This is a genomic window from Streptomyces sp. NPDC088261 (assembly GCF_044740805.1).
Taxonomy (GTDB): Bacteria; Actinomycetota; Actinomycetes; order Streptomycetales; family Streptomycetaceae; genus Streptomyces.
In genome coordinates this window covers 59,687-80,161 of record NZ_JBIURL010000008.1, presented here as the reverse complement: position 1 = coordinate 80,161, position 20,475 = coordinate 59,687, and the positions used below count along the sequence as shown (strand labels likewise).

Annotated in this window: 20 protein-coding genes; 12 read left to right on the top strand and 8 right to left on the bottom strand. The window is 73.2% G+C overall.

The features are described from left to right. Positions 1-150 precede the first annotated feature (150 nt). Entirely contained in the window at positions 151-654 is a 504-nt protein-coding gene (locus ACIODU_RS17470; protein WP_401768377.1) for a hypothetical protein, read from the top strand. Between the two features lie 134 nt (positions 655-788). Further along, the gene (locus ACIODU_RS17465; RefSeq protein ID WP_401768375.1) at positions 789-3,344 is read left to right on the top strand and encodes an ATP-binding protein; all 2,556 of its coding nucleotides are present in this window, start codon (positions 789-791) and stop codon (positions 3,342-3,344) included. Between the two features lie 69 nt (positions 3,345-3,413). Here the strand turns inward: ACIODU_RS17465 and ACIODU_RS17460 are convergent, their stop codons facing one another. Together ACIODU_RS17460 and ACIODU_RS17455 are read right to left on the bottom strand one after the other, a co-directional pair. Beyond that, positions 3,414-3,719, bottom strand: coding sequence for a cupin domain-containing protein (locus tag ACIODU_RS17460; RefSeq protein WP_356427095.1), 306 nt, complete (start codon positions 3,717-3,719; stop codon positions 3,414-3,416). Between the two features lie 164 nt (positions 3,720-3,883). Further along, entirely contained in the window at positions 3,884-5,377 is a 1,494-nt protein-coding gene (locus tag ACIODU_RS17455; RefSeq protein WP_401768372.1) for a glutamate-cysteine ligase family protein, read from the bottom strand. Positions 5,378-5,754: 377 nt separating this feature from the next. Here ACIODU_RS17455 and ACIODU_RS17450 point away from each other — a divergent pair, with 377 nt between their 5' ends. Next, positions 5,755-6,192 (top strand): DUF2267 domain-containing protein, encoded by a 438-nt coding sequence (locus tag ACIODU_RS17450; protein ID WP_356427088.1) that lies wholly within the window; start codon positions 5,755-5,757, stop codon positions 6,190-6,192. Positions 6,193-6,330: 138 nt separating this feature from the next. Next, positions 6,331-7,248 (top strand): hypothetical protein, encoded by a 918-nt coding sequence (locus ACIODU_RS17445; RefSeq protein ID WP_401768370.1) that lies wholly within the window; start codon positions 6,331-6,333, stop codon positions 7,246-7,248. Between the two features lie 52 nt (positions 7,249-7,300). Here the strand turns inward: ACIODU_RS17445 and ACIODU_RS17440 are convergent, their stop codons facing one another. Next, complete coding sequence (locus ACIODU_RS17440; protein WP_401768369.1) at positions 7,301-7,864, bottom strand: universal stress protein; 564 nt, start codon at positions 7,862-7,864, stop codon at positions 7,301-7,303. A gap of 133 nt (positions 7,865-7,997) precedes the next feature. Continuing rightward, entirely contained in the window at positions 7,998-8,456 is a 459-nt protein-coding gene (locus ACIODU_RS17435) for a nuclear transport factor 2 family protein (RefSeq protein ID WP_356427080.1), read from the bottom strand. Between the two features lie 128 nt (positions 8,457-8,584). Here ACIODU_RS17435 and ACIODU_RS17430 point away from each other — a divergent pair, with 128 nt between their 5' ends. Then, positions 8,585-9,145 (top strand): TetR/AcrR family transcriptional regulator, encoded by a 561-nt coding sequence (locus tag ACIODU_RS17430; protein WP_401768367.1) that lies wholly within the window; start codon positions 8,585-8,587, stop codon positions 9,143-9,145. A gap of 77 nt (positions 9,146-9,222) precedes the next feature. Then, complete coding sequence (gene manD / locus ACIODU_RS17425; RefSeq protein WP_356427074.1) at positions 9,223-10,437, top strand: D-mannonate dehydratase ManD; 1,215 nt, start codon at positions 9,223-9,225, stop codon at positions 10,435-10,437. A gap of 15 nt (positions 10,438-10,452) precedes the next feature. Here manD and ACIODU_RS17420 read toward each other — a convergent pair whose 3' ends face one another. Then, positions 10,453-11,865, bottom strand: a complete 1,413-nt coding sequence (locus tag ACIODU_RS17420; RefSeq protein WP_401768365.1) for a DUF2252 domain-containing protein — start codon at positions 11,863-11,865, stop codon at positions 10,453-10,455. A gap of 295 nt (positions 11,866-12,160) precedes the next feature. Here ACIODU_RS17420 and ACIODU_RS17415 point away from each other — a divergent pair, with 295 nt between their 5' ends. The 3 genes from ACIODU_RS17415 (at position 12,161) to ACIODU_RS17405 (ending at position 14,374) form a co-directional block, all read left to right on the top strand. After that, on the top strand, positions 12,161-12,820 hold the full coding sequence (locus ACIODU_RS17415) for a TetR/AcrR family transcriptional regulator (protein ID WP_401768363.1): 660 nt from the start codon (positions 12,161-12,163) through the stop codon (positions 12,818-12,820). Positions 12,821-12,824: 4 nt separating this feature from the next. Beyond that, the gene (locus ACIODU_RS17410; RefSeq protein WP_356427066.1) at positions 12,825-13,067 is read left to right on the top strand and encodes a hypothetical protein; all 243 of its coding nucleotides are present in this window, start codon (positions 12,825-12,827) and stop codon (positions 13,065-13,067) included. A 77-nt stretch (positions 13,068-13,144) separates the two neighbouring features. Next, complete coding sequence (locus ACIODU_RS17405; RefSeq protein WP_401768360.1) at positions 13,145-14,374, top strand: methyltransferase; 1,230 nt, start codon at positions 13,145-13,147, stop codon at positions 14,372-14,374. A 48-nt stretch (positions 14,375-14,422) separates the two neighbouring features. Here the strand turns inward: ACIODU_RS17405 and ACIODU_RS17400 are convergent, their stop codons facing one another. From ACIODU_RS17400 to ACIODU_RS17390, 3 genes are all read right to left on the bottom strand, one after another. Further along, positions 14,423-15,619 carry a GDSL-type esterase/lipase family protein gene (locus ACIODU_RS17400; RefSeq protein ID WP_401768358.1) on the bottom strand — a complete coding sequence of 399 codons (1,197 nt, stop codon included), beginning with the start codon at positions 15,617-15,619 and terminating at the stop codon, positions 14,423-14,425. Between the two features lie 16 nt (positions 15,620-15,635). After that, a complete protein-coding gene (locus tag ACIODU_RS17395) occupies positions 15,636-16,211 on the bottom strand; it encodes a TetR/AcrR family transcriptional regulator (protein WP_401768729.1) in 576 nt (191 codons plus the stop codon). Positions 16,212-16,306: 95 nt separating this feature from the next. Beyond that, positions 16,307-16,726 (bottom strand): molybdopterin-binding protein, encoded by a 420-nt coding sequence (locus ACIODU_RS17390; protein WP_401768356.1) that lies wholly within the window; start codon positions 16,724-16,726, stop codon positions 16,307-16,309. Between the two features lie 187 nt (positions 16,727-16,913). On the opposite strand from ACIODU_RS17390, the gene ACIODU_RS17385 reads away from it, so the two are divergent. The 3 genes from ACIODU_RS17385 to ACIODU_RS17375 all read left to right on the top strand — a co-directional run bounded on the left by ACIODU_RS17385 (position 16,914) and on the right by ACIODU_RS17375 (position 20,400). Continuing rightward, complete coding sequence (locus ACIODU_RS17385) at positions 16,914-17,309, top strand: helix-turn-helix transcriptional regulator (RefSeq protein ID WP_356427055.1); 396 nt, start codon at positions 16,914-16,916, stop codon at positions 17,307-17,309. A 183-nt stretch (positions 17,310-17,492) separates the two neighbouring features. Next, complete coding sequence (gene modA, locus ACIODU_RS17380) at positions 17,493-18,299, top strand: molybdate ABC transporter substrate-binding protein (protein ID WP_401768354.1); 807 nt, start codon at positions 17,493-17,495, stop codon at positions 18,297-18,299. Positions 18,300-18,339: 40 nt separating this feature from the next. Then, positions 18,340-20,400, top strand: coding sequence for an ABC transporter permease (locus tag ACIODU_RS17375; protein WP_401768352.1), 2,061 nt, complete (start codon positions 18,340-18,342; stop codon positions 20,398-20,400). Positions 20,401-20,475 lie beyond the last annotated feature (75 nt).

Sequence of the window (20,475 nt, the reverse complement as noted above, 5' to 3'; positions counted from 1 at the left end):
GCGCATCCGGGCGTCAACAGGGCGTCAACGCGGGGCGGGAGACCGCCAGGGTCCTGTCAGGCCTCCGGCCGCGCGAGCCGTACGGGCCGCGGAGGAGCACCCTGGAAGGGAGGCCGGTTCCCGGCCCCGCGAGAACCGAAGAGGTGCATCATGACTTTCCCCTTGCGCAACCGCGTCGCACTGGGGCTGGGCGCCGGGTTGATCGTGTCCCAACTGGCCCTTTACGTACGGAGGTTGCGTACCACCGCGGCGGCCGACGCGGGGTATCTGCGACGCCTCCACGACACCGCCGAGCTGTCGCAGGCCGCCGGTGCTCCCGACGCCGTGGTCGACCAGGTCGGCCGCCAGCTGGCCGACACGCTGGCCCTGCGGGGCTGGCGCTTCGAGTACGGCAACCTCATGGGCCATCCCGCGCGGCTGACGCAGGACGGTGAGGTGGTCGTGGACCGGCAGCCGTGGGACCTGGAGCGGCGTGGCTGGCCGGAGGGCGAGATCGAACTGCGCGCGGCGGCCAACGGCCACTACTGCGGGCGGTTCATGATCCTGCCCGCGCCCGGGAGCGTACCGTCCCGGCAGGTACGGCTGGTCGCCGTGACGCTCGCGGACCACGCGGGGGCGGCGCTGGACACCGCGAGGCCAGTGGCCGACCGCTGACGGGCGGAGGCGGTGGTTCCGGGGCGACCGCGGCCCCACCCGGCGTAAGGAATCTGTCAAAGCCGGCGCGGCGGCCGTAAGGGACCCGTCAACGGCCCGCCGCGCCTTCCGGAACCCGGGTTGTCTGTGGATCCATGGGACACGGCAGACGCGGCAGGCTGCGGATCTATCTGGGTGCGGCGCCCGGGGTCGGCAAGACGTACGCGATGCTCTCCGAGGCCCACCGCCGGGTCGAGCGCGGTACGGACTGTGTGGTGGCCCTGGTCGAGCACCATGGCAGGCCGCGTACGGAAGTGATGCTGCACGGCCTGGAGGAGATCGGGCGCCGGGACCTGGAGTACCGGGGCACGGTCTTCACCGAGATGGACGTCGACGCCGTCCTGGAGCGCGATCCGGCCGTCGCGCTGGTCGACGAGATGGCCCACTCCAACGTCCCGGGCTCCCGCAACGCCAAGCGCTGGCAGGACATCGAGCAGCTGCTCGACGCGGGGATCGACGTGGTGTCGACCGCCAACATCCAGCATCTGGAGTCGCTGGGTGACGTGGTCGAGTCGATAACGGGGGTACGGCAGCGGGAGACCGTACCGGACGAGGTGGTGCGGCGGGCGGACCAGATCGAGCTGGTCGACATGTCCCCGCAGGCGTTGCGGCGCCGCATGGCCCACGGCAACATCTACCAGCCGGACAAACTCGACGCGGCCCTGTCGAACTACTTCCGGCCCGGGAACCTGACCGCGCTGCGTGAGCTGGCGCTGCTGTGGGTGGCGGACCGGGTGGACGAATACCTCCAGGTGTACCGGGGCGAGCACAACATCCGGTCCACCTGGCAGGCGCGCGAGCGGATCGTCGTGGGGATCACGGGCGGGCCCGAGGGCCGTACGCTCATCCGCCGCGCGGCCCGCCTTGCCGAGAAGGGCGCGGGCGGTGAGGTGCTGGCGGTGTACATCGCGCGCAGCGACGGGCTGACCTCCGCCTCCCCGAAGGAACTGACCGTCCAGCGCACCCTGGCCGAGGATCTCGGCGGCACGTTCCACCACGTCGTCGGGGACGACGTGCCGCACGCGCTGCTCGACTTCGCGCGCGGGGTCAACGCCACGCAGATCGTGCTGGGCTCCAGCCGCCGCAAGACCTGGCAGTACGTGTTCGGCCCCGGCGTCGGCACGACCGTGGCCCGGGAGTCGGGCCCCGACCTCGACGTCCACATCGTCACGCACGGCGAGGTCGCGAAGGGGCGCGGGCTTCCGGCCGCCCGCGGGGCACGGCTCGGCCGCTCCAGGATCATCTGGGGATGGCTGGCGGGAGTGGGGGGACCGGCCCTGCTCACCCTGCTCCTCAACCAGGTGGCGCCTGAGGTGGGCCTCGCCAACGACATGCTGCTGTTCCTCGCCCTGACCGTGGCCGCGGCCCTGCTCGGCGGGCTGGTCCCGGCGCTGGCGTCGGCCGCCTTCGGCTCGCTGCTGCTCAACTACTACTTCACGCCACCGCTGCACCGGCTGACCGTCGCCAGCCCGAAGAACATCGTCGCCATCGTCATCTTCGTGGCGGTCGCGGTGTCGGTGGCGTCGGTGGTGGACCTGGCGGCCCGCCGTACGCACCAGGCGGCGCGGTTGCGGGCGGAGTCGGAGATTCTGTCGTTCCTGGCGGGCAGTGTGCTGCGCGGGGAGACGACACTCGACGCGCTGCTGGAGCGGGTACGGGAGACCTTCGCGATGGAGTCGGTGGCGCTGCTGGAGCGGGAGAGCGAGATCGCCCCGTGGACCTGCGCGGGCCGGGTGGGCACCACCCGCCGGGTGGACCGTCCCGAGGACGCGGACGTGGACATGCCGGTGGGGGACCACATGGCGCTGGCGCTCTCGGGGCGGGTGCTGCCGGCCGAGGACCGGCGGGTCCTGGCCGCCTTCGCGGCCCAGGCGGCGGTCGTCCTGGACCGGCAGCGGCTGGTGGGGGAGGCGGAGCACGCGCGGGCCCTGGCGGAGGGCAACCGGATCCGTACGGCGCTGCTGGCGGCGGTCAGCCACGACCTCCGTACCCCCCTGGCCGGGATCAAGGCGTCGGTCACCTCGCTGCGCTCCGACGACGTCGAGTGGTCCGAGGAGGACCGGGCCGAACTGCTGGAGGGCATCGAGAACGGCGCCGACCGCCTCGACAACCTGGTGGGGAACCTGCTGGACATGTCCCGGCTCCAGACCGGAACCGTCACCCCCCTGATCCGCGAGATCGACCTCGACGAGGTCGTCCCGATGGCGCTGGGCGGGGTCCCCGACGGCAGTGTGGTCCTGGACGTTCCGGAGGACCTGCCGATGGTGGCCGTCGACCCGGGCCTCCTGGAGCGGGCGGTCGCCAACATCGTGGAGAACGCCGTCAAGTACAGCCCCGACGGGGTACGGGTGCTGGTCACGGCGGGGACCATCGCCGGGCGGGTGGAACTGCGGGTGGTGGACCGGGGCCCGGGGGTCCCCGACGATGCCAAGGACCGGATCTTTGAACCCTTCCAGCGCCATGGCGACGCCCCGCGCGGCGCCGGGGTCGGCCTCGGTCTCGCGGTCGCCCGCGGCTTCGCCGAGGCCATGGGCGGCACCCTCGCCGCCGAGGACACCCCCGGCGGCGGCATGACCATGGTCCTCACCCTGCGCCCGGCGGCCGACCACCGTCCCGCACTTCCGGACCTCCCGGCGACCGCGGTGTCGTGAGGGCACCCCTCGGCGGCCGGAACCGGCACCCGCCGCCGCGCCACCCGGTCCCGGCTGTCCGAAGGGCCCTCACGTCTCGGGCAGTTCCACGATCACCAGTGTGCCCCGGCTTCCGGGGCGGACCGTGTGGGCGGTTCCCGCCGCCACCACGAACAGCTCGCCCGCCCGCACCGTCACGTCCGTGCCGCCCACCTCCAGTTCCAGCCGGCCGTCGAGGACCAGCAGCGCCTCGGCGGCCTCGTGGCTCTCCTCCCCGACCGGTGAACCGTCCATGCGCAGTACCTTCACGCAGGCCGGCCCGACCGTGCCCAGCAGGCGAGAGCTCCAGGCCCGCGGCAGGCCGGCCGCCGTCTCCGCGAGATTGACCGTGCTCATGACGCACCCCTCCCCGCGGACCCGCTCGGTCGTGCCGAGACGGGCCCGCACCCAAAGATCAGTGGATGCCGTGCAAGCTACCCGGCCAGGAGGAACAACTGGTCGACCGTCCGGCAAAGCCCGTGGCCCGGCCAGGAGCGGCATACCGGAAGGCGTACCGGAAGTTAAGCGCCGGGCGCCGCCGCCGACCCCGCCTTCGCCTTCGCGCCCCCGGCGCGCTGCGGCGCCGGCCAGCTGTGGACCGGGGCGCCGGTCGCGCTGAGCTTCAGGTAGTGGCGGGCCGTCGCGGTGTCCGACCCGAGCACGCGATGGGCCCGGCGCTGCCAGTGGGCCCCCGAGCGCCCCGCCCGTACCCGCGCCTCCACCACCCCGAGCCACCGCTGTACCTCGCTGTCCGCGACCCCGGCTCCCGCCAGCCCCGCGGCGGCCTGCGGCAGCAGCGCCCCCACCAGGTCACGGGCGGTCACGCGGAGGGGCGCCCCCGAGCCGGACGGCCACCACAGGCGGGCCGCCATGCCGTCGCGGGCCGCGGTGTAGAAGTTCTCCCGCGCGAGCGCGAAGGGGAGTTCGCCGCGGGGTTCGCGTGCGGCACGGTCGAGGACCAGCCCGGTCAGCAGCGCGGTGTTGGCCACCATGTCGGCGGGCGTCGGGCCCGACGGCAGCGCGCGCAGCTCGATCCGCAGGTGCCCGGCCCCGGCCGGGTCGTACACCAGGCGGTTCCACCACCACAGGGTGCCCAGATGCAGCCGCAGCTCCTCCAGCGCCGGCAGACCGCCGGGCCGGTCGGGCCGCGACCAGGGCCCCTCCGAGTTGAACGGCATCAGCGGCTCGTACCGGCTCACCGACTCCTCGATCAGTTCCCGTACGTCCCCGCCGAGCCAGTCCTGGCCGAAACCGGAACGCCGGTCCGCCGGAACGACCCGGCGCCGGTGCTGGCCGAAGGCCTGCTCGTACCAGGGGATCCGGGTCTCGTCCCACACCCGTCTGCCCATCAGCAGCGGCGAGTTGGCGGCGATGGCGAGGACGGGCGCCGTCATGAGCTGGGCGGCGTTGTGGACCCGGGTGAACTCCTCGGGCCGTACGGTGAGATGGACCTGCCAGGAACTGGCGGCGCCCTGCGCGCAGATGGTGTCGGAGCGCATCCGGTACCGCTGCTCACCGCTGACGCGCAGTCCGCGCCGTTCCCTCCCCAGCGCCTCGTCCAGCAGGGCGTACCGGCGCCTGGCGGACACGTTGCGCCGCGTCAGGTCGCGGGGACGTAACGTCGGCAGGATCCCGGAGCAGTACGGCTCGGCTCCGTACCCGGCACCCGCCTCGCGCACCACGTCCAGGAGGGCCGTGGCCTCGTCGTGGAGTGCGGAGAAGGGACGGGAGCGGAGGGGAACGGGGGTGAGGTTGGCCTCCAGGTTGTAGCGGTTGACCTCCAGGACGAGGCGGGGGTCGGCGGCCGCCGCGCGCACCTCCTCGTTCCGGGGGACGGGGACACCGTCCGGTGTCACCAGGAACATCTCCAGCTCGGCGCCGATCGTCCTCTCCTCGTCGCCGAAGCCGGGAGAGGAGAGGAGCTGGTCGAGGAGACCGAGCGAGGCGCGCAACCGCGCCGCGAACCGTGCGGCGTCCTCGTCGGTGAATTCGCCTTGTGGAAGATCGCGTCCCATGGCCTGCTCCCGGCTGTCGTCATGGGCCGGGCACGCGGCTGGTACCGCGACCGGCCGTCGTCTCGGGTCATGCACCCCCTCAAGGCTGCGGGAGGTGTGGCCGCCCGGGCAAGGCGCCATTTTTGCCCATCCCCCTCAGCCGCACGGGGAGATTCCCCGTGCGGCATGTCGTCGGCGGCGGCGGCGGACCGGCCGCCGTGCGCGCGAGAGACGTGAGAGAGCTGCGAGGCAGGGGGTGTGGCGGAGCCAATCGGGGGCAGACGAGTGCCCGGGTGCCCGGAAGCGGGTGTCCGACTCCTTTGATCCGCCCCCCCAAGGGCCGTACCGGTTCCTGCCCACCGGTACCGAGGTCAACGTCAGAAAGGCGAACGGAAGCCATGACCCGCCGCGAGTCGACTCAGCGCGCAGCCACGACGGCGTACGGACAGTTGCTGGAGAAGGTCCGGTACGACGGCGTCTACCCCACCCGCCGGCGCGCCGAGGAAGCCCTGCGAGCCGTGGTCCCCGTCCTCGGGCGGCAGCTGACGGAACAGGGCCGCGCCCTGCTCGCCGCCCGCCTCCCGGCCGAGGTCTCCGAACTCCTCGTCGCCGAGGCGTCCGCGCCCGCCGTGGAGCCCCTGACCGACCGGGACTTCGTCGAAGCCGTCGCCGCCCGGACCGGCTCCTCCTACGCCGTCGCCTGCTGGGACACCGAGACCGTTCTCACCAACCTCGCCACCCTCACCGGCCCCGCCTTCCTCCCGCGCCTCCTGGGCCAGCTCCCGTCCAGCTACGCCCCGTTGTTCGGACAGAGTTCGCGCGCCCAGGCCGCCTGAGACGACGCGTCGCCACGGAACCGGCGGTTTCCCGGCGCGAAACGCCGGGCCTCTCCTACTGTTGAGGACGAACGAGCAGTGCTCTTCTGATCCGGCACGCGGTCCCCCGGCATCGTGTGTCCTCACGGACGGAGAACGATGCGCGCCCTTTCAACGACCTGGCGGCGACTGCGCGTGAGGGTGACGGCCGCGGTCGCCCTGCCTCTCGTCCTGGTGGCGGCGGGCCCGGCTTCGGCCGCTCCGCCCTACGACCCGAGCATCGGCCGCACCCCGTACCAGCCCGGCCCCATGCTGGTGAATCCGGGGGCGGGGGGAAACACCGCCAACTCGTACGGCTTCAACCTGGTGCGGGTCGACGGTCTCGACAATCCGGCCTACTACGAACTGCGCGACAGCTACACCGTGAAGCTCTACTTCAACTACCGGGGCTCGACCGACTCCGCGACCAAGGCGAAGGAGGAGCGTTGGGTGAAGGGGCTGGACGACGTCATGTCGACCATGGTCCTGGAGACCAACAAATGGGTGGGCGGACGGCTGCGCTACGAGCCCTACGACGACGACACGTGGCCCGGCTCCCGCCCCTCGGACGAGATCGCCCTCGTCTTCGACACCATTCCCGCGACCGGCATCGCCAGTCCGTCGACCGCCCTGGACGACCGGGGAGCGATCTACAACGGCGGTCTGATCCGCCTCACGGCCTCGGACGCCTGGACCCGTCTGGTCGAGGGCAGCGAGACCGGCGACCGGTGGTCCCGCTACGCGATGGCGATCCCGGTGATGCACGAGATCGGCCACACCCTCGGCCTGGCCCACTACAACACGCCCTTCCGCGGCTACAACACCCTGATGTCCTCCGTACGGGTCGCGGACGACGTCTCCAGCTGGAACGACGTGTGGACCCCGGGGGACAAGGCCGGGCTGATGAACATGGCCGGCTGGCGCGACCGGGCCACCACGTGCGCGCACACCGGTTCGTGCAACCAGATCTGGCAGAAGGGCGACGGCCTCGCCTGGCCGCCGCAGCCACCGGACCACACCTACGACCGCGTGCCCTGACAGGCCCGTACCACGGGCGTCGGCGGGGCCCGCGGTCACACTCCGGCCGCCGTCACATCTCCGAGAACCGGCCGGTGTCCAGTTCCCCCGCGTCGAGCGGCAGCCGCAGGGCGTTGCGCCTGCTCGCCGCCGCCAGCTCCTGTTGCAGGGGCGGGGGCGGCACCGTCAGCACCGGGCACGCCGCGTGGGCCACGCAGTACCGCGCCACCGAGGGGAACAGCGCGCGGTGCAGCAGGCCCCGGTGTCCCGTACCGACGACCAGCAGGTCGTCCTCGCGCGAGGCGATCTCGACCAGCGCCCGCCCGGGAGCGCCACGGCTGACGAGTCCGTCCAGCGGGACGTCGGGCCCGGCGTTCCCGAAGGCGTTCCGCAGGGCGGTGGCCAGCTCCAGGCCCGCCGCGCGGCGGCAGGCCTCCAGCAGCGGGACGGAGGGGAGATAGCCGTGCTGGGTGAATTCGGCGGGCGGCGGGTCCCAGGCCAGTACGGCCCACAGCTGCCCTCCCGTCCCGCGGGCCTCGGCGGCGGCCCGGTGCAGGGCCGCGAGACTGCCCAGCGACCCGTTCACCCCCACCACCACACGCCGGTCGTTCGACGGGGGCCCGCCCGATGGGTGCATGGGACTCACACTCCTCGCCGGCGCCGCGTGCGCCGGGGTACCCCTCCATTGAACCGCCGTCCGGTACGGGTCCGCGAGGCGGCGGCCCTTTCCCGACGCGTCGCCGACGGGTCCGCCCTCTCGCGGGCCTCACTCACCGCAGCGGGAACGGCACACCCCGCTCGGCCTCGGGGCGGGGGCCGAGGATCCGGCGCTCGCTCTCCTCGATGGCCAGGTCGTTGATGCTGGCCTCCCGGCGGGTCATCAGGCCGTTCTCGTCGAACTCCCACAGCTCGTTGCCGTAGCTGCGCCACCACTGGCCCGCCGCGTCATGGCTCTCGTACTGGAAACGCACGGCGATGTGGTCGCCGTCGAACGCCCACAGCTCCTTGCGCAGCGCGTAGTCCAGCTCGTGCGCCCACTTCGCCGTCAGGAACTCCACGATGGCGGGGCGGCCGGTGACGAACGTGTCGCGGTTGCGCCACCGCGAATCCTCCGTGTAGGCGAGCGAGACCCGCTCGGGATCGCGGGTGTTCCACGCGTCCTCGGCGGCCTGGACCTTCTGCCTGGCGGTGTCGGGGGTGAAGGGGGGAAACGGCGGTCGGGCGGTCATGGCGGCGTCCTCGGGGAGGTGGGGCGGGCGGCCGGAGTGGGGTCTGCGCAACCGGGGAGAACCAACGTTCTCCCTTCCGCTGATACCGTAGAGAACGCTGGTTCTCGGGTCAAGGAGTGAGGGATCGGGTGAAGGACGCGGCGGCTGCCAGGTCGCGGGCGCTGGACGCCGCCGAGCAGCTGTTCTACGGCCGGGGCATCCAGACCGTCGGCATGGACGACATCCGTGGCGCCTCGGGCGTGTCGCTGAAGCGGCTCTACCAGCTCTTCCCCGCCAAGGAGCAGTTGGTCGAGGCCTACCTGGAGCGGCGGGACCTCGTCTGGCGGCGGCGGCTCGCCGACCGCGTGGACCGGGAGAGCGATCCCGGCGCGCGCGTCCTGGCCGTCTTCGACCACCTCCACACCTGGTTCGGCGAGCCCGGTTTCCGGGGCTGCGCCTGGATCAACGCGTACGGGGAGCTGGGCGCCACCTCCCCGCGCGTGGCCGCCCAGGCCCGCGCGCACAAGACGGCCTTCCTCCGCTACCTGGAGGGGCTGGTGGCCGACGCGGGACTGCCCGCGCGCACGGCCGGCCAGCTGCTGCTCCTCGCCGAGGGCGCCATGGTGACGGCCGGCGTCTTCGGGACGCCCGACTCCGCCCTCCAGGCGCGGGAGGCGGCGGCTCTGCTGGTGGGGGCGGCGGACGGCTGAATGCGGTGGGGTGCCCCGCGTCCCGTCTGAGTACGGTGGACCGGCCCGCTTCCCCACCGACAGGAGCCGCGCCCTCCATGAAGATCATCGCCGCCGACGTCCTCGTCACCAGCCCCGGCCGCAACTTCGTCACCCTCCGCCTCACCACCGAGGACGGCGTCACGGGACTGGGCGACGGCACCCTGAACGGGCGGGAGCTGGCGGTCGAGAGCTACCTGCGTGCCCATGTCGCACCCCTGCTGATCGGCCGGGACGCCGGGCGGATCGAGGACACCTGGCAGTACCTGTACCGGGGTGCCTACTGGCGCCGGGGCCCCGTCACGATGGCCGCCGTCGCGGCCGTGGACACCGCGCTGTGGGACATCAAGGCGAAGACGGCGGGCATGCCGCTCTACCAACTCCTCGGCGGCGCCTCCCGGTCGGGCGCCCTCGCCTACGGGCACGCCTCGGGCCGGGACGTACCGGAGATCCTCGACTCCGTACGCGCCCACCTGGAGCGGGGTTACCGCGCCGTCCGGATCCAGTCCGGGATCCCGGGACTCGACTCGGTGTACGGCGTGGACGGGGCGGCGGCGGAGGCGCCGGCGGCGGTCGGCGGCCACCCGAGGCCCTACGTGGAGGTCTGGGACACCCCCGCCTACCTGCGGCACATGCCCGGGGTCTTCGAGGCGGTCCGGGCGGAGTTCGGCCCCGCGCTGCCCCTCCTGCACGACGGGCACCACCGGATGACACCGATCCAGGCCGCGCGGCTGGGCAAGGACCTGGAGCCGTACGACCTGCTCTGGCTGGAGGACGTGACACCGGCCGAGGACCCCACCGCGCTGCGGCTCGTCAGGCAGCACACCACCACCCCGCTGGCCCTCGGCGAGGTCTTCAACTCCCTGCACGACTACGGGCCGTTGCTGAGTGAGCGGCTGATCGACTACGTACGGTCGGCGGTCACGCACGTCGGGGGTGTCACCGCGATGCGCAAGCTGCTCGACCTCGCCGCGGTGTACGGCGTCAAGTCCGGCATCCACGGCCCCGCCGACATCTCTCCCGTCGGGATGGCGGCGGCGATCCATCTGGACCTGGCCGTCCACAACTTCGGCATCCAGGAGTACGCGCCGCACTCCGCGCGGACCCTGGAGGTCTTCCGGCCGTCCTACCGGTTCGCCGGCGGACTGCTGCACCCGTCCGACGCGCCGGGCCTCGGGGTGGAGTTCGACGACGAGACCGCCGCCCGCTTCCCGTACGAACCGGCCTACCTGCCCGTCAACCGGCTGGGCGACGGGACGGTCCACGACTGGTAGGGCGCGGCCGGTCCCTCAGCCCGCCGCCGGTGTCCGTCCCGACGCCAGGACCGCCCGCAGGCCGGCGTGGTCGAGGGCGGTGCGGTCGGCGTACCGCAGCGCGAAGTCGGCGACGGCCCGGTCGAAGGTGTCGGCGCGGCCGAGGTAGGCCGCGATGGCGATCCGGTCGCCCGACCTGGCGTGCGCGCGGGCCAGGGCCGTACCGCACAGCCGTGCGTGGTCCAGCAGGAGCGCCGGTGTCAGGTCGCCGACCCTGCTCGCGCCCTGCACGTCGCGGAGCTGGCGCCAGTAGAAGTGGCGGCCCTCCGGTCCCGTCACCCAGCCGAGGAAGGGGTCGGCCGCCGCCTGGAGCAGCCGCTGGCCCGCGACCACCCGGTGCCCCTGGTGTTCGTACGCGCCGCGCGGCAGCGGCGGGTCGAGAGCGGAGCGCCCGGCCTCCTTGATCCGGAGGAACAGCGGGTCCGCGGAGTCGCGGCCCTCCAGCAGGACCAGATGACAGCGGATGCCGACCCCGCCGACGCCGACGACCTGCCGGGCCGCGTCCACGAAACGGAACCGGTCCAGGAGCACCCGGCGGTCCTCGGGGAGGGTGCTGCGGTAGCCGATGAAGATCCGGCGCAGGGCCGCCGCGTCGATGCGGCCCACCGGCTCCAGCACGGGCGGGTCGGGCGTGATCCGGCGCCGGCCGCCCGGCGTGTCGGTCAGCTTCTCCAGGGCGCGCAGGCTCGTCCGGTGGCGTGCGGCGGACGGGTCCGAGGCGGCGGAGGCTGCGGAGGGATCCGGTGAGGGGGAGGGCTCGGTGGGGTCGGTGAGGTCCGCCGGTCCCTCGGCGCCCGCCTCCGCGACGCCGCTCTGCCCGGCCCGTACGAGCGCCGACAGGTCCGCGGTGTCCAGGTGGCGGTACCAGACGTCGAGTTCGCCGAGGTCCGCCAGCCTCCGCATCCAGGTGCGGTACGCCTCCACGGCGGCCAGGGCGGCCTCCTGCGCCCGGCCGTCCGGCTGTCCGTTGTCGCGGGCCGCGACCGCGATGCTCGCCGCGAGCCGTTTCACGTCCCATTCGAACGGCCCCGGCAGCGTCTCGTCGAAGTTGTTGAGGTCGAAGAGGAGCGTGCGTGCGGGAGACGCGGTGAAGCCGAAGTTCAGCAGGTGGGCGTCCCCGCACAGTTGAACGGTCAGACCCGTGCGGGGACTGTGCGCCAGATCGGCGGCCATCACGGCGGCGGCCCCGCGCAGAAAGGCGAACGGGGAGGCGGCCATGCGCGCGTAGTGCAGGGGCAGCAGCTCGGGGATCCGCCCGCTGTTCCGGCTCGCCAGCACCGCGAGCGGATCGGGCCGGTGGGCGGGCGGGATCCACAGGCCGTGCGAGGAGCGGGACGCGTGGTGGCGTGCTGCACGGCCGGTCAGCGCCCGGTCGGCGGGAGTGGTCATGGCGCCCCTCTCGCTCGCGGTTCGGTCGTGACACGCTCCCGCCCGGTCCTGACAGGGCCGTGTCGGGGACTCCGTACGAGCATCACGCGACAGCGGCCCGGCAGCCCGGCGTGACGGCCGTTCGGGTGACCTTCCGGGTGACCGCTCGGCCGTCCGTTCGGGCCGCCGGGAACCCGGATTGTTCGCGGAACGCGCCCGACCGCTCCGCCGTGCGTGGCATGCTCGATAAGCGCTCTTACCGAAGCCGCGACCGCGCGTCGGTGACGGCGTGTCCTGGGCCCATGGGGGAGGTCGAATGGATCGGTACGGAGAATCGGGGGGTACGCCCCCGGCGGGCCTCACGGGACAGGCGCGGCGCGCCCGGCGCCGCGAGCGCCTGCTGTCCACCGCCCTCGCGCTGTTCACCACACGCGGCTTCGCGGCCACGTCCATCGAACGGATCTGCGGCGCCGCCCATGTGTCCATCCGGGCGTTCTACGAGGAGTTCGAGAGCCGCGAGGCCCTGCTGATCGCCCTGCACAACGACATCGCCCGGGCCGGTATGGAAGCCGCGCTGGTGGTCCTCGGGGACCCCGCCGTCGGGTCCGCCTCCACCCGTGCCAGGGTCACGGCCCTGTGCCGCGCCTACATCGCGACCGTCACCGCGGACCCCGCCGCCACCCGGGTCGCGTTCGTCGAGGTCATCGGGGCCGGGCCCGCGGTGGAGGAACACCGGCTGCTCTGGCGCAGCCTGTGGACCGACTTCTTCATGGGCGAGGCGGACCGTGCCGTCGGGCGCGGCGAGGCCGTGCCCCGCGACTACACCCTCGCGGTGGTCGCCCTCATCGGCGCGATCAACGAACTCGTCGCGCACTGGGCGCGCAACCACGCCGCGCTCTCCCGCGACCGGCTCACCGACGAGATGATCCACCACGTTCTCGCCACGCTCGGCACCCCCGCGTACGAAGGGAAGTGACTCGATGGCCGGTCTCTGGCACGAGGTGCTGCGCACGATGTCCCAGCCCGGGGCGTCCCCGGACGACGACCTGCTCGCGCGCGCCGCGGCGGACATCGCCCTGCGCGACCACCCCCATCCGCCCGCCGACGCCGAGGTGGTCCTGGAGATCGCCCGTACCGAATTCGCGGCGGTCCTCACGTACCGCCAGGCGCGGGCGGCCCTCGACAGCGCGCGCCGGCCCCCGGAGAGCGGCACCACCCCCTGACCAGGGCCCTCCCACGGCGGTGCCGGGGTGGTCGCGCGGCGCGGGAGTGCCGCCGCGGGGGCTAGCCTGGGCGGACCATGAACCGTTTGACGACACCCTGGGGCGAGTTCGGCCTCACCCGATTTCCCGAGCATCCCCGCGAGACGCTGCGCGCGTGGGACAGCGCCGACGAGTACCTGCTGCGGCACCTCGCGGGAACGGAAGGTCCACAGGCCGGGCCGGATTCCCAGGCCGGGGCGGACACCGGCCCGAGTCCCGGGGCCACGGACCTCTCCGGTGCGGTGGTGGTCGTGGGGGACCGCTGGGGCGCCCTGACCACCGCCCTCGCCGCCCAACGGCGGGGGAGCGCCACGACAGGACCCCTCGTACAGATCACCGACTCGTACCTGACCCAGCAGGCGACGCTGGCCAATCTGCGCCGCGGCGGCGCGGCTGCGGACGAGGTACGGCTCCTCTCCGCCAGGGACACCCCGCCGGAGCGCGTCGACGTCCTGCTGATCCGGGTGCCCAGGAGCCTCGCGCAGCTGGAGGACCAGCTGCACCGGCTCGCCCCCGCCGTCCACCCGGACACCGTGGTGGTGGGTACGGGACGGGTCACCGAGATCCACACCTCGACGCTCAAGCTGTTCGACCAGATCCTCGGCCCGACCACCACCTCGCTGGCGGTCAGGAAGGCGCGGCTGATCCACACCGTGCCCTCGCCGGGCCGGGTACGGACGCCGTCGCCCTGGCCGCACAGCTACGCCCTGCCCGACGGGCTCGGCACCGTGTCCGGCCGTACGGTCGTCAATCACGCGGGCATCTTCTGCGCGGAGCGCCTCGACGTCGGCACCCGCTTCCTGCTGCACCACCTGCCGCGCCGCGAGGGCGCCGACCACGTGCTCGACCTCGGCTGCGGCAACGGTGTGGTCGGTACGGCGATGGCCCTGGCCAATCCCGGGGCGCGGGTGACCTTCATCGACGAGTCGTACTCCGCCGTGGCGTCGGCGGAGGCGACCTTCCGCAAGAACGTCGACGCCGGAACCGAGGCGGCTTTCCTCCTCGGTGACGTCCTGTCGGACGTCCCCGCCGAGTCGGTCGACCTGGTGCTGAACAATCCGCCGTTCCACACGCACCAGTCGACGACCGACGCGACGGCCTGGCGCATGTTCAGCGGATCGCGCGCCGCGCTGCGCCCCGGCGGCGAACTGTGGGTCATCGGCAACCGGCACCTCGGCTACCACACCAAGCTGAAGCGGCTCTTCGGCAACTGCGAGGTCGTGACGAGCGACCCGAAGTTCGTGATCCTGCGGTCCGTCAAGAACTGACCGACGGGCGCCGGGTGGCCGGCCGGCCGTGATGCCGCCCCGATCCGGTCAGCCGGTCGCGGTGCCGAGCGGGCCGCCGTCGGCAAAGGCCAGCCGCGCGAAGTTCTCGCCGATGCGGCGGTGTCCCGCCGGGTCGGGGTGGACGCCGTCGGGCAGCGGGAACTCGGCGTGGTCCTTCTCGCCGTACAGCTCACGGCCGTCGAGGTAGTGCAGGTGCGGGTCGTCGGCCGCCCGCCGGGCGACGATCCGGGCGAGTTCGTCGCGGATGACGTTGAGCGTCAGGCGCCCGGCGGCGCGTTCGGCCGGGTCGCCGGTGGCCCTGAACCGCAGGGTGCCGCCGTCGAGGTCGGGGGCGAGGGGACCGGGGGTGTCCTCCTGGACCGGGCACAGGAGGGCGGACACGACCAGCAGCGGCGTGGCCGGATGCCCCTCGCGGACGGTGTCGAGGAAGCCGTCGACCGCCGGGGCGAAGGCGCGCAGGCGCATCACGTCGGCGTTGACGATGTTGATGCCGATCTTGAGGCTGATCAGGTCCGCGGGGGTGTCCCGTATCGCCCGGGCGGTGAACGGGTCGAGCAGCGCGCTGCCGCCGAACCCCAGATTGACCAGCTCCACCCCGCCGGCGGCAGCGGCCAGGGCCGGCCACGTGCCGGTCGGGTGGGCGGCGTTCGAGCCGTGGCTGATGGAACTGCCGTGATGCAGCCACACGCTCCGCCGGCCGGCCGGCGCCGGCTCGACCGGGGCGTCGGTGCGCAGGGCGATCAGCTCGGTCGTCTCCGTGTGCGGAAGCCAGATCTCGACGTCCTTGTCGCGCGCGGGCAGACCGGTGAACCGGGCGGTGCCGGGAGGCCCCTCGGTCAGTTCGGCGGACTGGGTCATCATGTCGACCGTCGTGCGGACGTTCCCGCCCGGCACGGTGGCCTGGGCGGCGAGACGGCCGTCGACCAGCAGGTCGTACACGCCGTCCGCGGGGGGCGGGAACCCACGGTAGGCGCGCTTGGTGGGCAGGGTGTCCAGTTCGACGGTGGTGGCGCGGGTACGGAAGACCAGGCGCACGCCGGACGGCTGGGCCTCGGCCAGGGCCAGTTGGTCGTCGGGTATCTGCCGGCGGGCCCGGGCGGGCAGCCGGTGCGGGAGCAGGCCGTGCGCGGTCCGCTCCAGATCGAGGAAGCCGCGCAGGAGGTCCGCGGTCACGGGGGTGATGACCCGGTCGGGCGTGGTGGTCGTCTCGTGGTCGTCGCTCATCGTTCCAGCCTGTTGGTCAAGAGGGGTGGGAGGTCCGGGTACGGAGCAGCGCGTCGAGGGAGTCCAGGGTCCAGGCCCAGGACTCCTGCGGGTCGACGGCGGTGTGGCTGAAGCCGCCCGCCATCTCCAGGCTGACGTAGCCGTGGAAGACGCTGCCCAGCATCCGGACCGCGTGGGTCTGGTCGGGCTCCGCCAGGTCGTAGCCGCGCAGGATCGCGCGGGTCATCTGCGCGTGCCGTACCCCGGCGTTGGCGGCGGCCGTCTCGGGATCGAGCCGGAGGCGGGCGGCGTCGTACCGGCCCGGGTGCTCGCGGGCGTAGTCGCGGTACGCGTCGGCGAAGGCGGCCAGGGCGTCCCTGCCCGCCCGTCCGGCGACCGCGGCGGAGACCCGGTCGGCCAGTTCCTCCAGCGCGAACAGGGCGATCCTCGTGCTGAGATCCTGCGAGTTCTTCAGGTGCGAGTACAGACTCGCGACCTTGACGTCGAACCGCCGGGCGAGCGCCGAGACGGTCACCGCGTCAAAGCCGACCTCGTCGGCCAGTTCCGCCCCCGCCCGCGTCAGACGCTCCGGGGTCAGCCCTGCTCGAACCATCATCTTCCTCCCGATCGACGACAACCATCATGCATTTGCCTAACACCTTTAGGCAAATCTGCCGGTCGTCATGCCGGAAGGCGAGGTGCGTTCCCTCAGAGCGTGGCGAGCGAGACCTCGGTCGACTTGATGAGCGCCACTACGTAGGTGCCGACCACCAGGCCGAGATCCGTGACGGCGTCCGTCGTGACGGCGGAGGTGAGGACGCCGCCCTCGACCGCGACCTTGACGCCCGACAGGGCGCCGCCCGACGTGATCTCGGTGATGGTGCCCGGGAGGTGGTTCCGGATGCTCAGCCCCTCGACCGTCCCGGTCGCCAGCGCGACCTCGGTGGACTTCGCCAGGACGCGTACGGGGGTGCCCGGCGCGAGCCCCAGCTCCGTCACCGCCTCCTGTGTGACGGCGGCGGTGATCTCCTGCCCGCCCGCCAGCCGCACCTTGACCGCGGCCATGACCTCTCCGGGGGAGACGGCCGTGACGGTTCCGGAAAGCTGGTTCCGGATGCTCAAGCTCATGGGATGCGCCTCACAGAGGGGTGATATGCGAGTTTTGTCCATCAAAGGTCCCCGCACTCTACTCACACCCGGCGTCGGCGCGGCGACACCGGGTGGCCTGTGCCTTCCTCCGACGGAACTCGCATCTGCCAGAGAGATCCCACCAAAGAATTGTGAATGCCAGGGAAAACGGCCTATCTTGTCGCACATGCAGTCCTACACAATCGGTCAGGCGGCGCGGCTTCTCGGGGTGAGTCCCGACACCGCGCGCCGCTGGGCCGATGCGGGCCGGGTCGCCACCCATCGAGACGAGGGCGGCCGCCGGCTCATCGACGGCAAAGATCTCGCGGCGTTCTCCGTCGAGGTCGCGCAGGGCGGTGCCGGCGAGGACGACGTGTCGTACACCTCGGCCCGCAACGCGTTCCCCGGGATCGTCACCGCCATCAAACTCGGCGATGTCGCGGCCCAGGTGGAGATCCAGGCCGGCCCGCACCGGCTGGTCTCCCTGCTGACCCGGGAGGGTGTCGAGGAGCTGGGACTGGAGGTCGGCATGCAGGCCACCGCCCGCGTGAAGTCCACCAGCGTGCACATCGACCGCGCCTGACCGTTCGGCCTCGCGATCCGTCACCCTTCCTGATCTTCCCGCTCTTCCCTTTCCTGCTTTTCCTGTTCCTGCTCTTCCTGATTCCTCCCGCACCAGGTCCGTTCCGCGCCACGTCCGTCGCGCGCCAGGTCCGTTCCGTCCCTGTGGACCACAGGGACGCACCGCCAAGGAGCCCCCGCCCTCATGACCTTCACCTTCACCCGCCGTCGCGCCGCCGCCGCGCTCGTGACCGCCGCCTTCCTCGTCCCCCTGACCGCCTGCGGCGGTGACGACGACGGCGACAAGAAGCCCGAAGCCGCCGCGACGACGTCCGGGACGCCCGCCTCGGCGGACCTGACCGTGCTGGCCGCGTCGTCGCTCACCGACGTGTTCAAGACGGCCGGTGCCGCCTACGAGTCGTCGCACCCCGGCACGAAGGTGACGTTCTCCTTCGCCGGTTCGCAGGAACTCGCCGCCCAGGTCAAGCAGGGCGCCCCCGCCGACGCGCTGGTCACCGCCGACACCAAGACCATCGACGGGCTCAAGTCCGACACCGGCACCCCCACGATCATCGCCAAGAACCGGCTGGTGATCGCCACGGGTGAGGGCAACCCGGACAAGGTCGAGAACCTCAAGGACCTCGCCGACCCCAAGCTCAAGGTCGTGCTGGCCGCGCCCGAGGTGCCGGTCGGCCGCTACAGCGAGCAGGTGCTCGACGCCCAGAAGATCGACGTCAAGCCGGTCTCCCAGGAGCCGAACGTCCGCGCCGTGCTGAGCAAGGTCGAGCTGGGCGAGGCCGACGCGGGCATCGTCTACAAGACCGACGCCGAGACCGCGCCCGACAAGGTCGACGCCATCGAGATCCCGGACGCGCAGAACGCGATCGCGCAGTACCCGGCGGCCACGCTCAAGATGTCCAAGCACGCCGAGGCCGCCGCCGCGTTCGTGGCGTGGCTCAGCGGTCCCGAGGCCCAGAAGATCCTCCAGGACGCCGGGTTCCAGAAGCCGTGACCCCTCCCGACGGGGGGCGGACCGCCTCCGGGGGCGCCCGGTGAACCGGGCGTTCCCGGGCGGGCGCCTCCGCCCCCGCGGCGCTCCCCTCACGCTGCTCCTGCCGGCGCTGGCCGCGATCGCGTTCCTGCTCCTGCCCCTGGTCGGGATCCTCGCCCGTACGGAGTGGAGCAGGCTCGGCACGCACCTGAGCGAACCCGACACGGTCGAGGCGCTGAAGCTCTCGCTGATCGTGTCCTTCTGGTCCCTCGGGCTGTCGCTGCTGTTCGGGGTTCCGCTGGCCTGGCTGCTCGCCCGGGTGCGGTTCCCCGGCAAGACCCTGGTGCGCTCCCTGGTCCTGCTGCCCATGGTGCTGCCGCCCACCGTCGGCGGCGTCGCGCTGCTGCTCGGCTTCGGCCGGCGGGGGCTGCTCGGGCCCTGGCTGGAGGACAGTTTCGGCATCACGCTGCCGTTCCACACCTCCGGCGCGGTCCTCGCCGCGACATTCGTGGCGATGCCCTTCCTCATCATCAGCCTCGAAGGCGCCCTCGCCGGTCTGCGGCCCGCCTACGAGGAGACCGCCGCGTCGCTGGGCGCCTCGCCGGTACGGGTGTTCCTCACCGTCACCCTCCCCATGGTCGCGCCCGGGCTGGCCGCGGGCGCCGCGCTGACCTGGGCGCGGGCGCTCGGCGAGTTCGGCGCGACGATCACGTTCGCCGGCAACCTGCCCGGCACCACCCAGACCCTCCCGCTCCGGGTCTACCTGCTGCTCCAGGACGACCCGGAGGCGGCGACCTCCGTCTCCCTGCTGCTGCTCGCCATCGCCATGGCCGTCCTGATCGCCCTCCGCGGCCGCTGGACAGGCGGCGGCACCCGCGAACGCGCCACCCACGAGTCCCCCACCCCGGACGACGCCCCGGCCGACCCGGCCCCCGAGCCCGGCGCGGGGAACCCGCACGATCCGTCCGATGCCCAGGTCGGGCGGGACCCGCACGGTGCGCACCGCCCGGACGGGCGCCTCCTCCGTGCGCGCGGCAAGCGGGCCGTACCGGATCCCGTACCGGATCCCCAGGCGCCTACCGCAGGTGCGTGGCGGCTGCGGGCCGAGGTCACCGGGTTCACCCGCCTCAGCCTCGACGCCGAGCCCGGGACCACCATCGCCGTCGTCGGGCCCAACGGTGCGGGCAAGACCACCCTCCTGCGCGCCCTCCTCGGGCTCACCCCCCGCTCCCACGCCACGCTGCGTCTCGGCGACCTGGACGTCACCGCCCTCGCCCCGCACCGGCGCGACGTCGCCTGGGTGCCGCAGAACGGCGCGCTCTTCCCGCACCTCAACGCCCTCGCCAACACCGCCTACGGCCTGCGCGCCCACGGCGTGCGCCGCGCCGAAGCGCGCCGGGCCGCCCAGGAGTGGCTCGACCGGCTCGGCGTCGGCCATCTCGCGCGCCGCCGCCCCCACCAGCTCTCCGGCGGCCAGGCCCAGCGGGTCGCCCTGGCCCGCGCGCTCGCCGCCCGGCCCCGCCTGCTGCTCCTCGACGAACCGCTGGCCGCCCTCGACCAGACCACCCGGGCGCAGGTACGGCACACCCTCCGCCGCCACCTCGACGGCTTCGGCGGCGTCTGCCTCATCGTGACCCACGACCCCGTCGAAGCCGTCTCCCTGGCCGACCGGGTCCTCGTACTCGAAGCGGGACGCGCCCTCCAGGACGCCCCGCCCGCCGAGGTCACCCGGAACCCGCGCTCGCCCTGGGTCGCCAGGATGCTCGGCCTCAACGCCTGGCCGGGCACGTTCGGCCCCGAGGGCCTGGTCCTCGGCGGCGGCGGACGCCTCGTCGTCGCCGACCCCCTGGCCCCCGGCACGGCCGCCGTCGCGATCATCGCCCCCGAAGCCGTCTCCGTACACCGGGACCGCCCGGCCGGCAGCCCCCGCAACGTCTGGCCGGGCACCGTACGGGAGATCACCGCCCTCGGCAGCCGGCTACGGATCCTGATCACCTCGCCCGAGGCACCCGACCTGGTCGCCGAGATCACCCCGGGGGCCGCCGCCGAACTCGGCCTCGCCGACGGCGCCGCCGTCTGGACCAGCGTCAAGGCCACCGAGGTCACCCTGGTGCCCCGGTGAGGGCCGACCGGTCGGAATCCGGCCGGTCCCGCCGGGAATCCGGCCGGTCCAGGGGGTGGCGGGGGGCTCCGGGCC

Coding starts and splice junctions, on each gene's coding strand:
- ACIODU_RS17470 (WP_401768377.1), top strand. CDS start 151: ATGACTTTCCCCTTGCGCAACCGCGTCGCACTGGGGCTGGGCGCCGGG.
- ACIODU_RS17465 (WP_401768375.1), top strand. CDS start 789: ATGGGACACGGCAGACGCGGCAGGCTGCGGATCTATCTGGGTGCGGCG.
- ACIODU_RS17460 (WP_356427095.1), bottom strand. CDS start 3,719: ATGAGCACGGTCAATCTCGCGGAGACGGCGGCCGGCCTGCCGCGGGCC.
- ACIODU_RS17455 (WP_401768372.1), bottom strand. CDS start 5,377: ATGGGACGCGATCTTCCACAAGGCGAATTCACCGACGAGGACGCCGCA.
- ACIODU_RS17450 (WP_356427088.1), top strand. CDS start 5,755: ATGACCCGCCGCGAGTCGACTCAGCGCGCAGCCACGACGGCGTACGGA.
- ACIODU_RS17445 (WP_401768370.1), top strand. CDS start 6,331: ATGCGCGCCCTTTCAACGACCTGGCGGCGACTGCGCGTGAGGGTGACG.
- ACIODU_RS17440 (WP_401768369.1), bottom strand. CDS start 7,864: ATGCACCCATCGGGCGGGCCCCCGTCGAACGACCGGCGTGTGGTGGTG.
- ACIODU_RS17435 (WP_356427080.1), bottom strand. CDS start 8,456: ATGACCGCCCGACCGCCGTTTCCCCCCTTCACCCCCGACACCGCCAGG.
- manD (WP_356427074.1), top strand. CDS start 9,223: ATGAAGATCATCGCCGCCGACGTCCTCGTCACCAGCCCCGGCCGCAAC.
- ACIODU_RS17420 (WP_401768365.1), bottom strand. CDS start 11,865: ATGACCACTCCCGCCGACCGGGCGCTGACCGGCCGTGCAGCACGCCAC.
- ACIODU_RS17415 (WP_401768363.1), top strand. CDS start 12,161: ATGGATCGGTACGGAGAATCGGGGGGTACGCCCCCGGCGGGCCTCACG.
- ACIODU_RS17410 (WP_356427066.1), top strand. CDS start 12,825: ATGGCCGGTCTCTGGCACGAGGTGCTGCGCACGATGTCCCAGCCCGGG.
- ACIODU_RS17405 (WP_401768360.1), top strand. CDS start 13,145: ATGAACCGTTTGACGACACCCTGGGGCGAGTTCGGCCTCACCCGATTT.
- ACIODU_RS17400 (WP_401768358.1), bottom strand. CDS start 15,619: ATGAGCGACGACCACGAGACGACCACCACGCCCGACCGGGTCATCACC.
- ACIODU_RS17395 (WP_401768729.1), bottom strand. CDS start 16,211: ATGGTTCGAGCAGGGCTGACCCCGGAGCGTCTGACGCGGGCGGGGGCG.
- ACIODU_RS17390 (WP_401768356.1), bottom strand. CDS start 16,726: ATGAGCTTGAGCATCCGGAACCAGCTTTCCGGAACCGTCACGGCCGTC.
- ACIODU_RS17385 (WP_356427055.1), top strand. CDS start 16,914: ATGCAGTCCTACACAATCGGTCAGGCGGCGCGGCTTCTCGGGGTGAGT.
- modA (WP_401768354.1), top strand. CDS start 17,493: ATGACCTTCACCTTCACCCGCCGTCGCGCCGCCGCCGCGCTCGTGACC.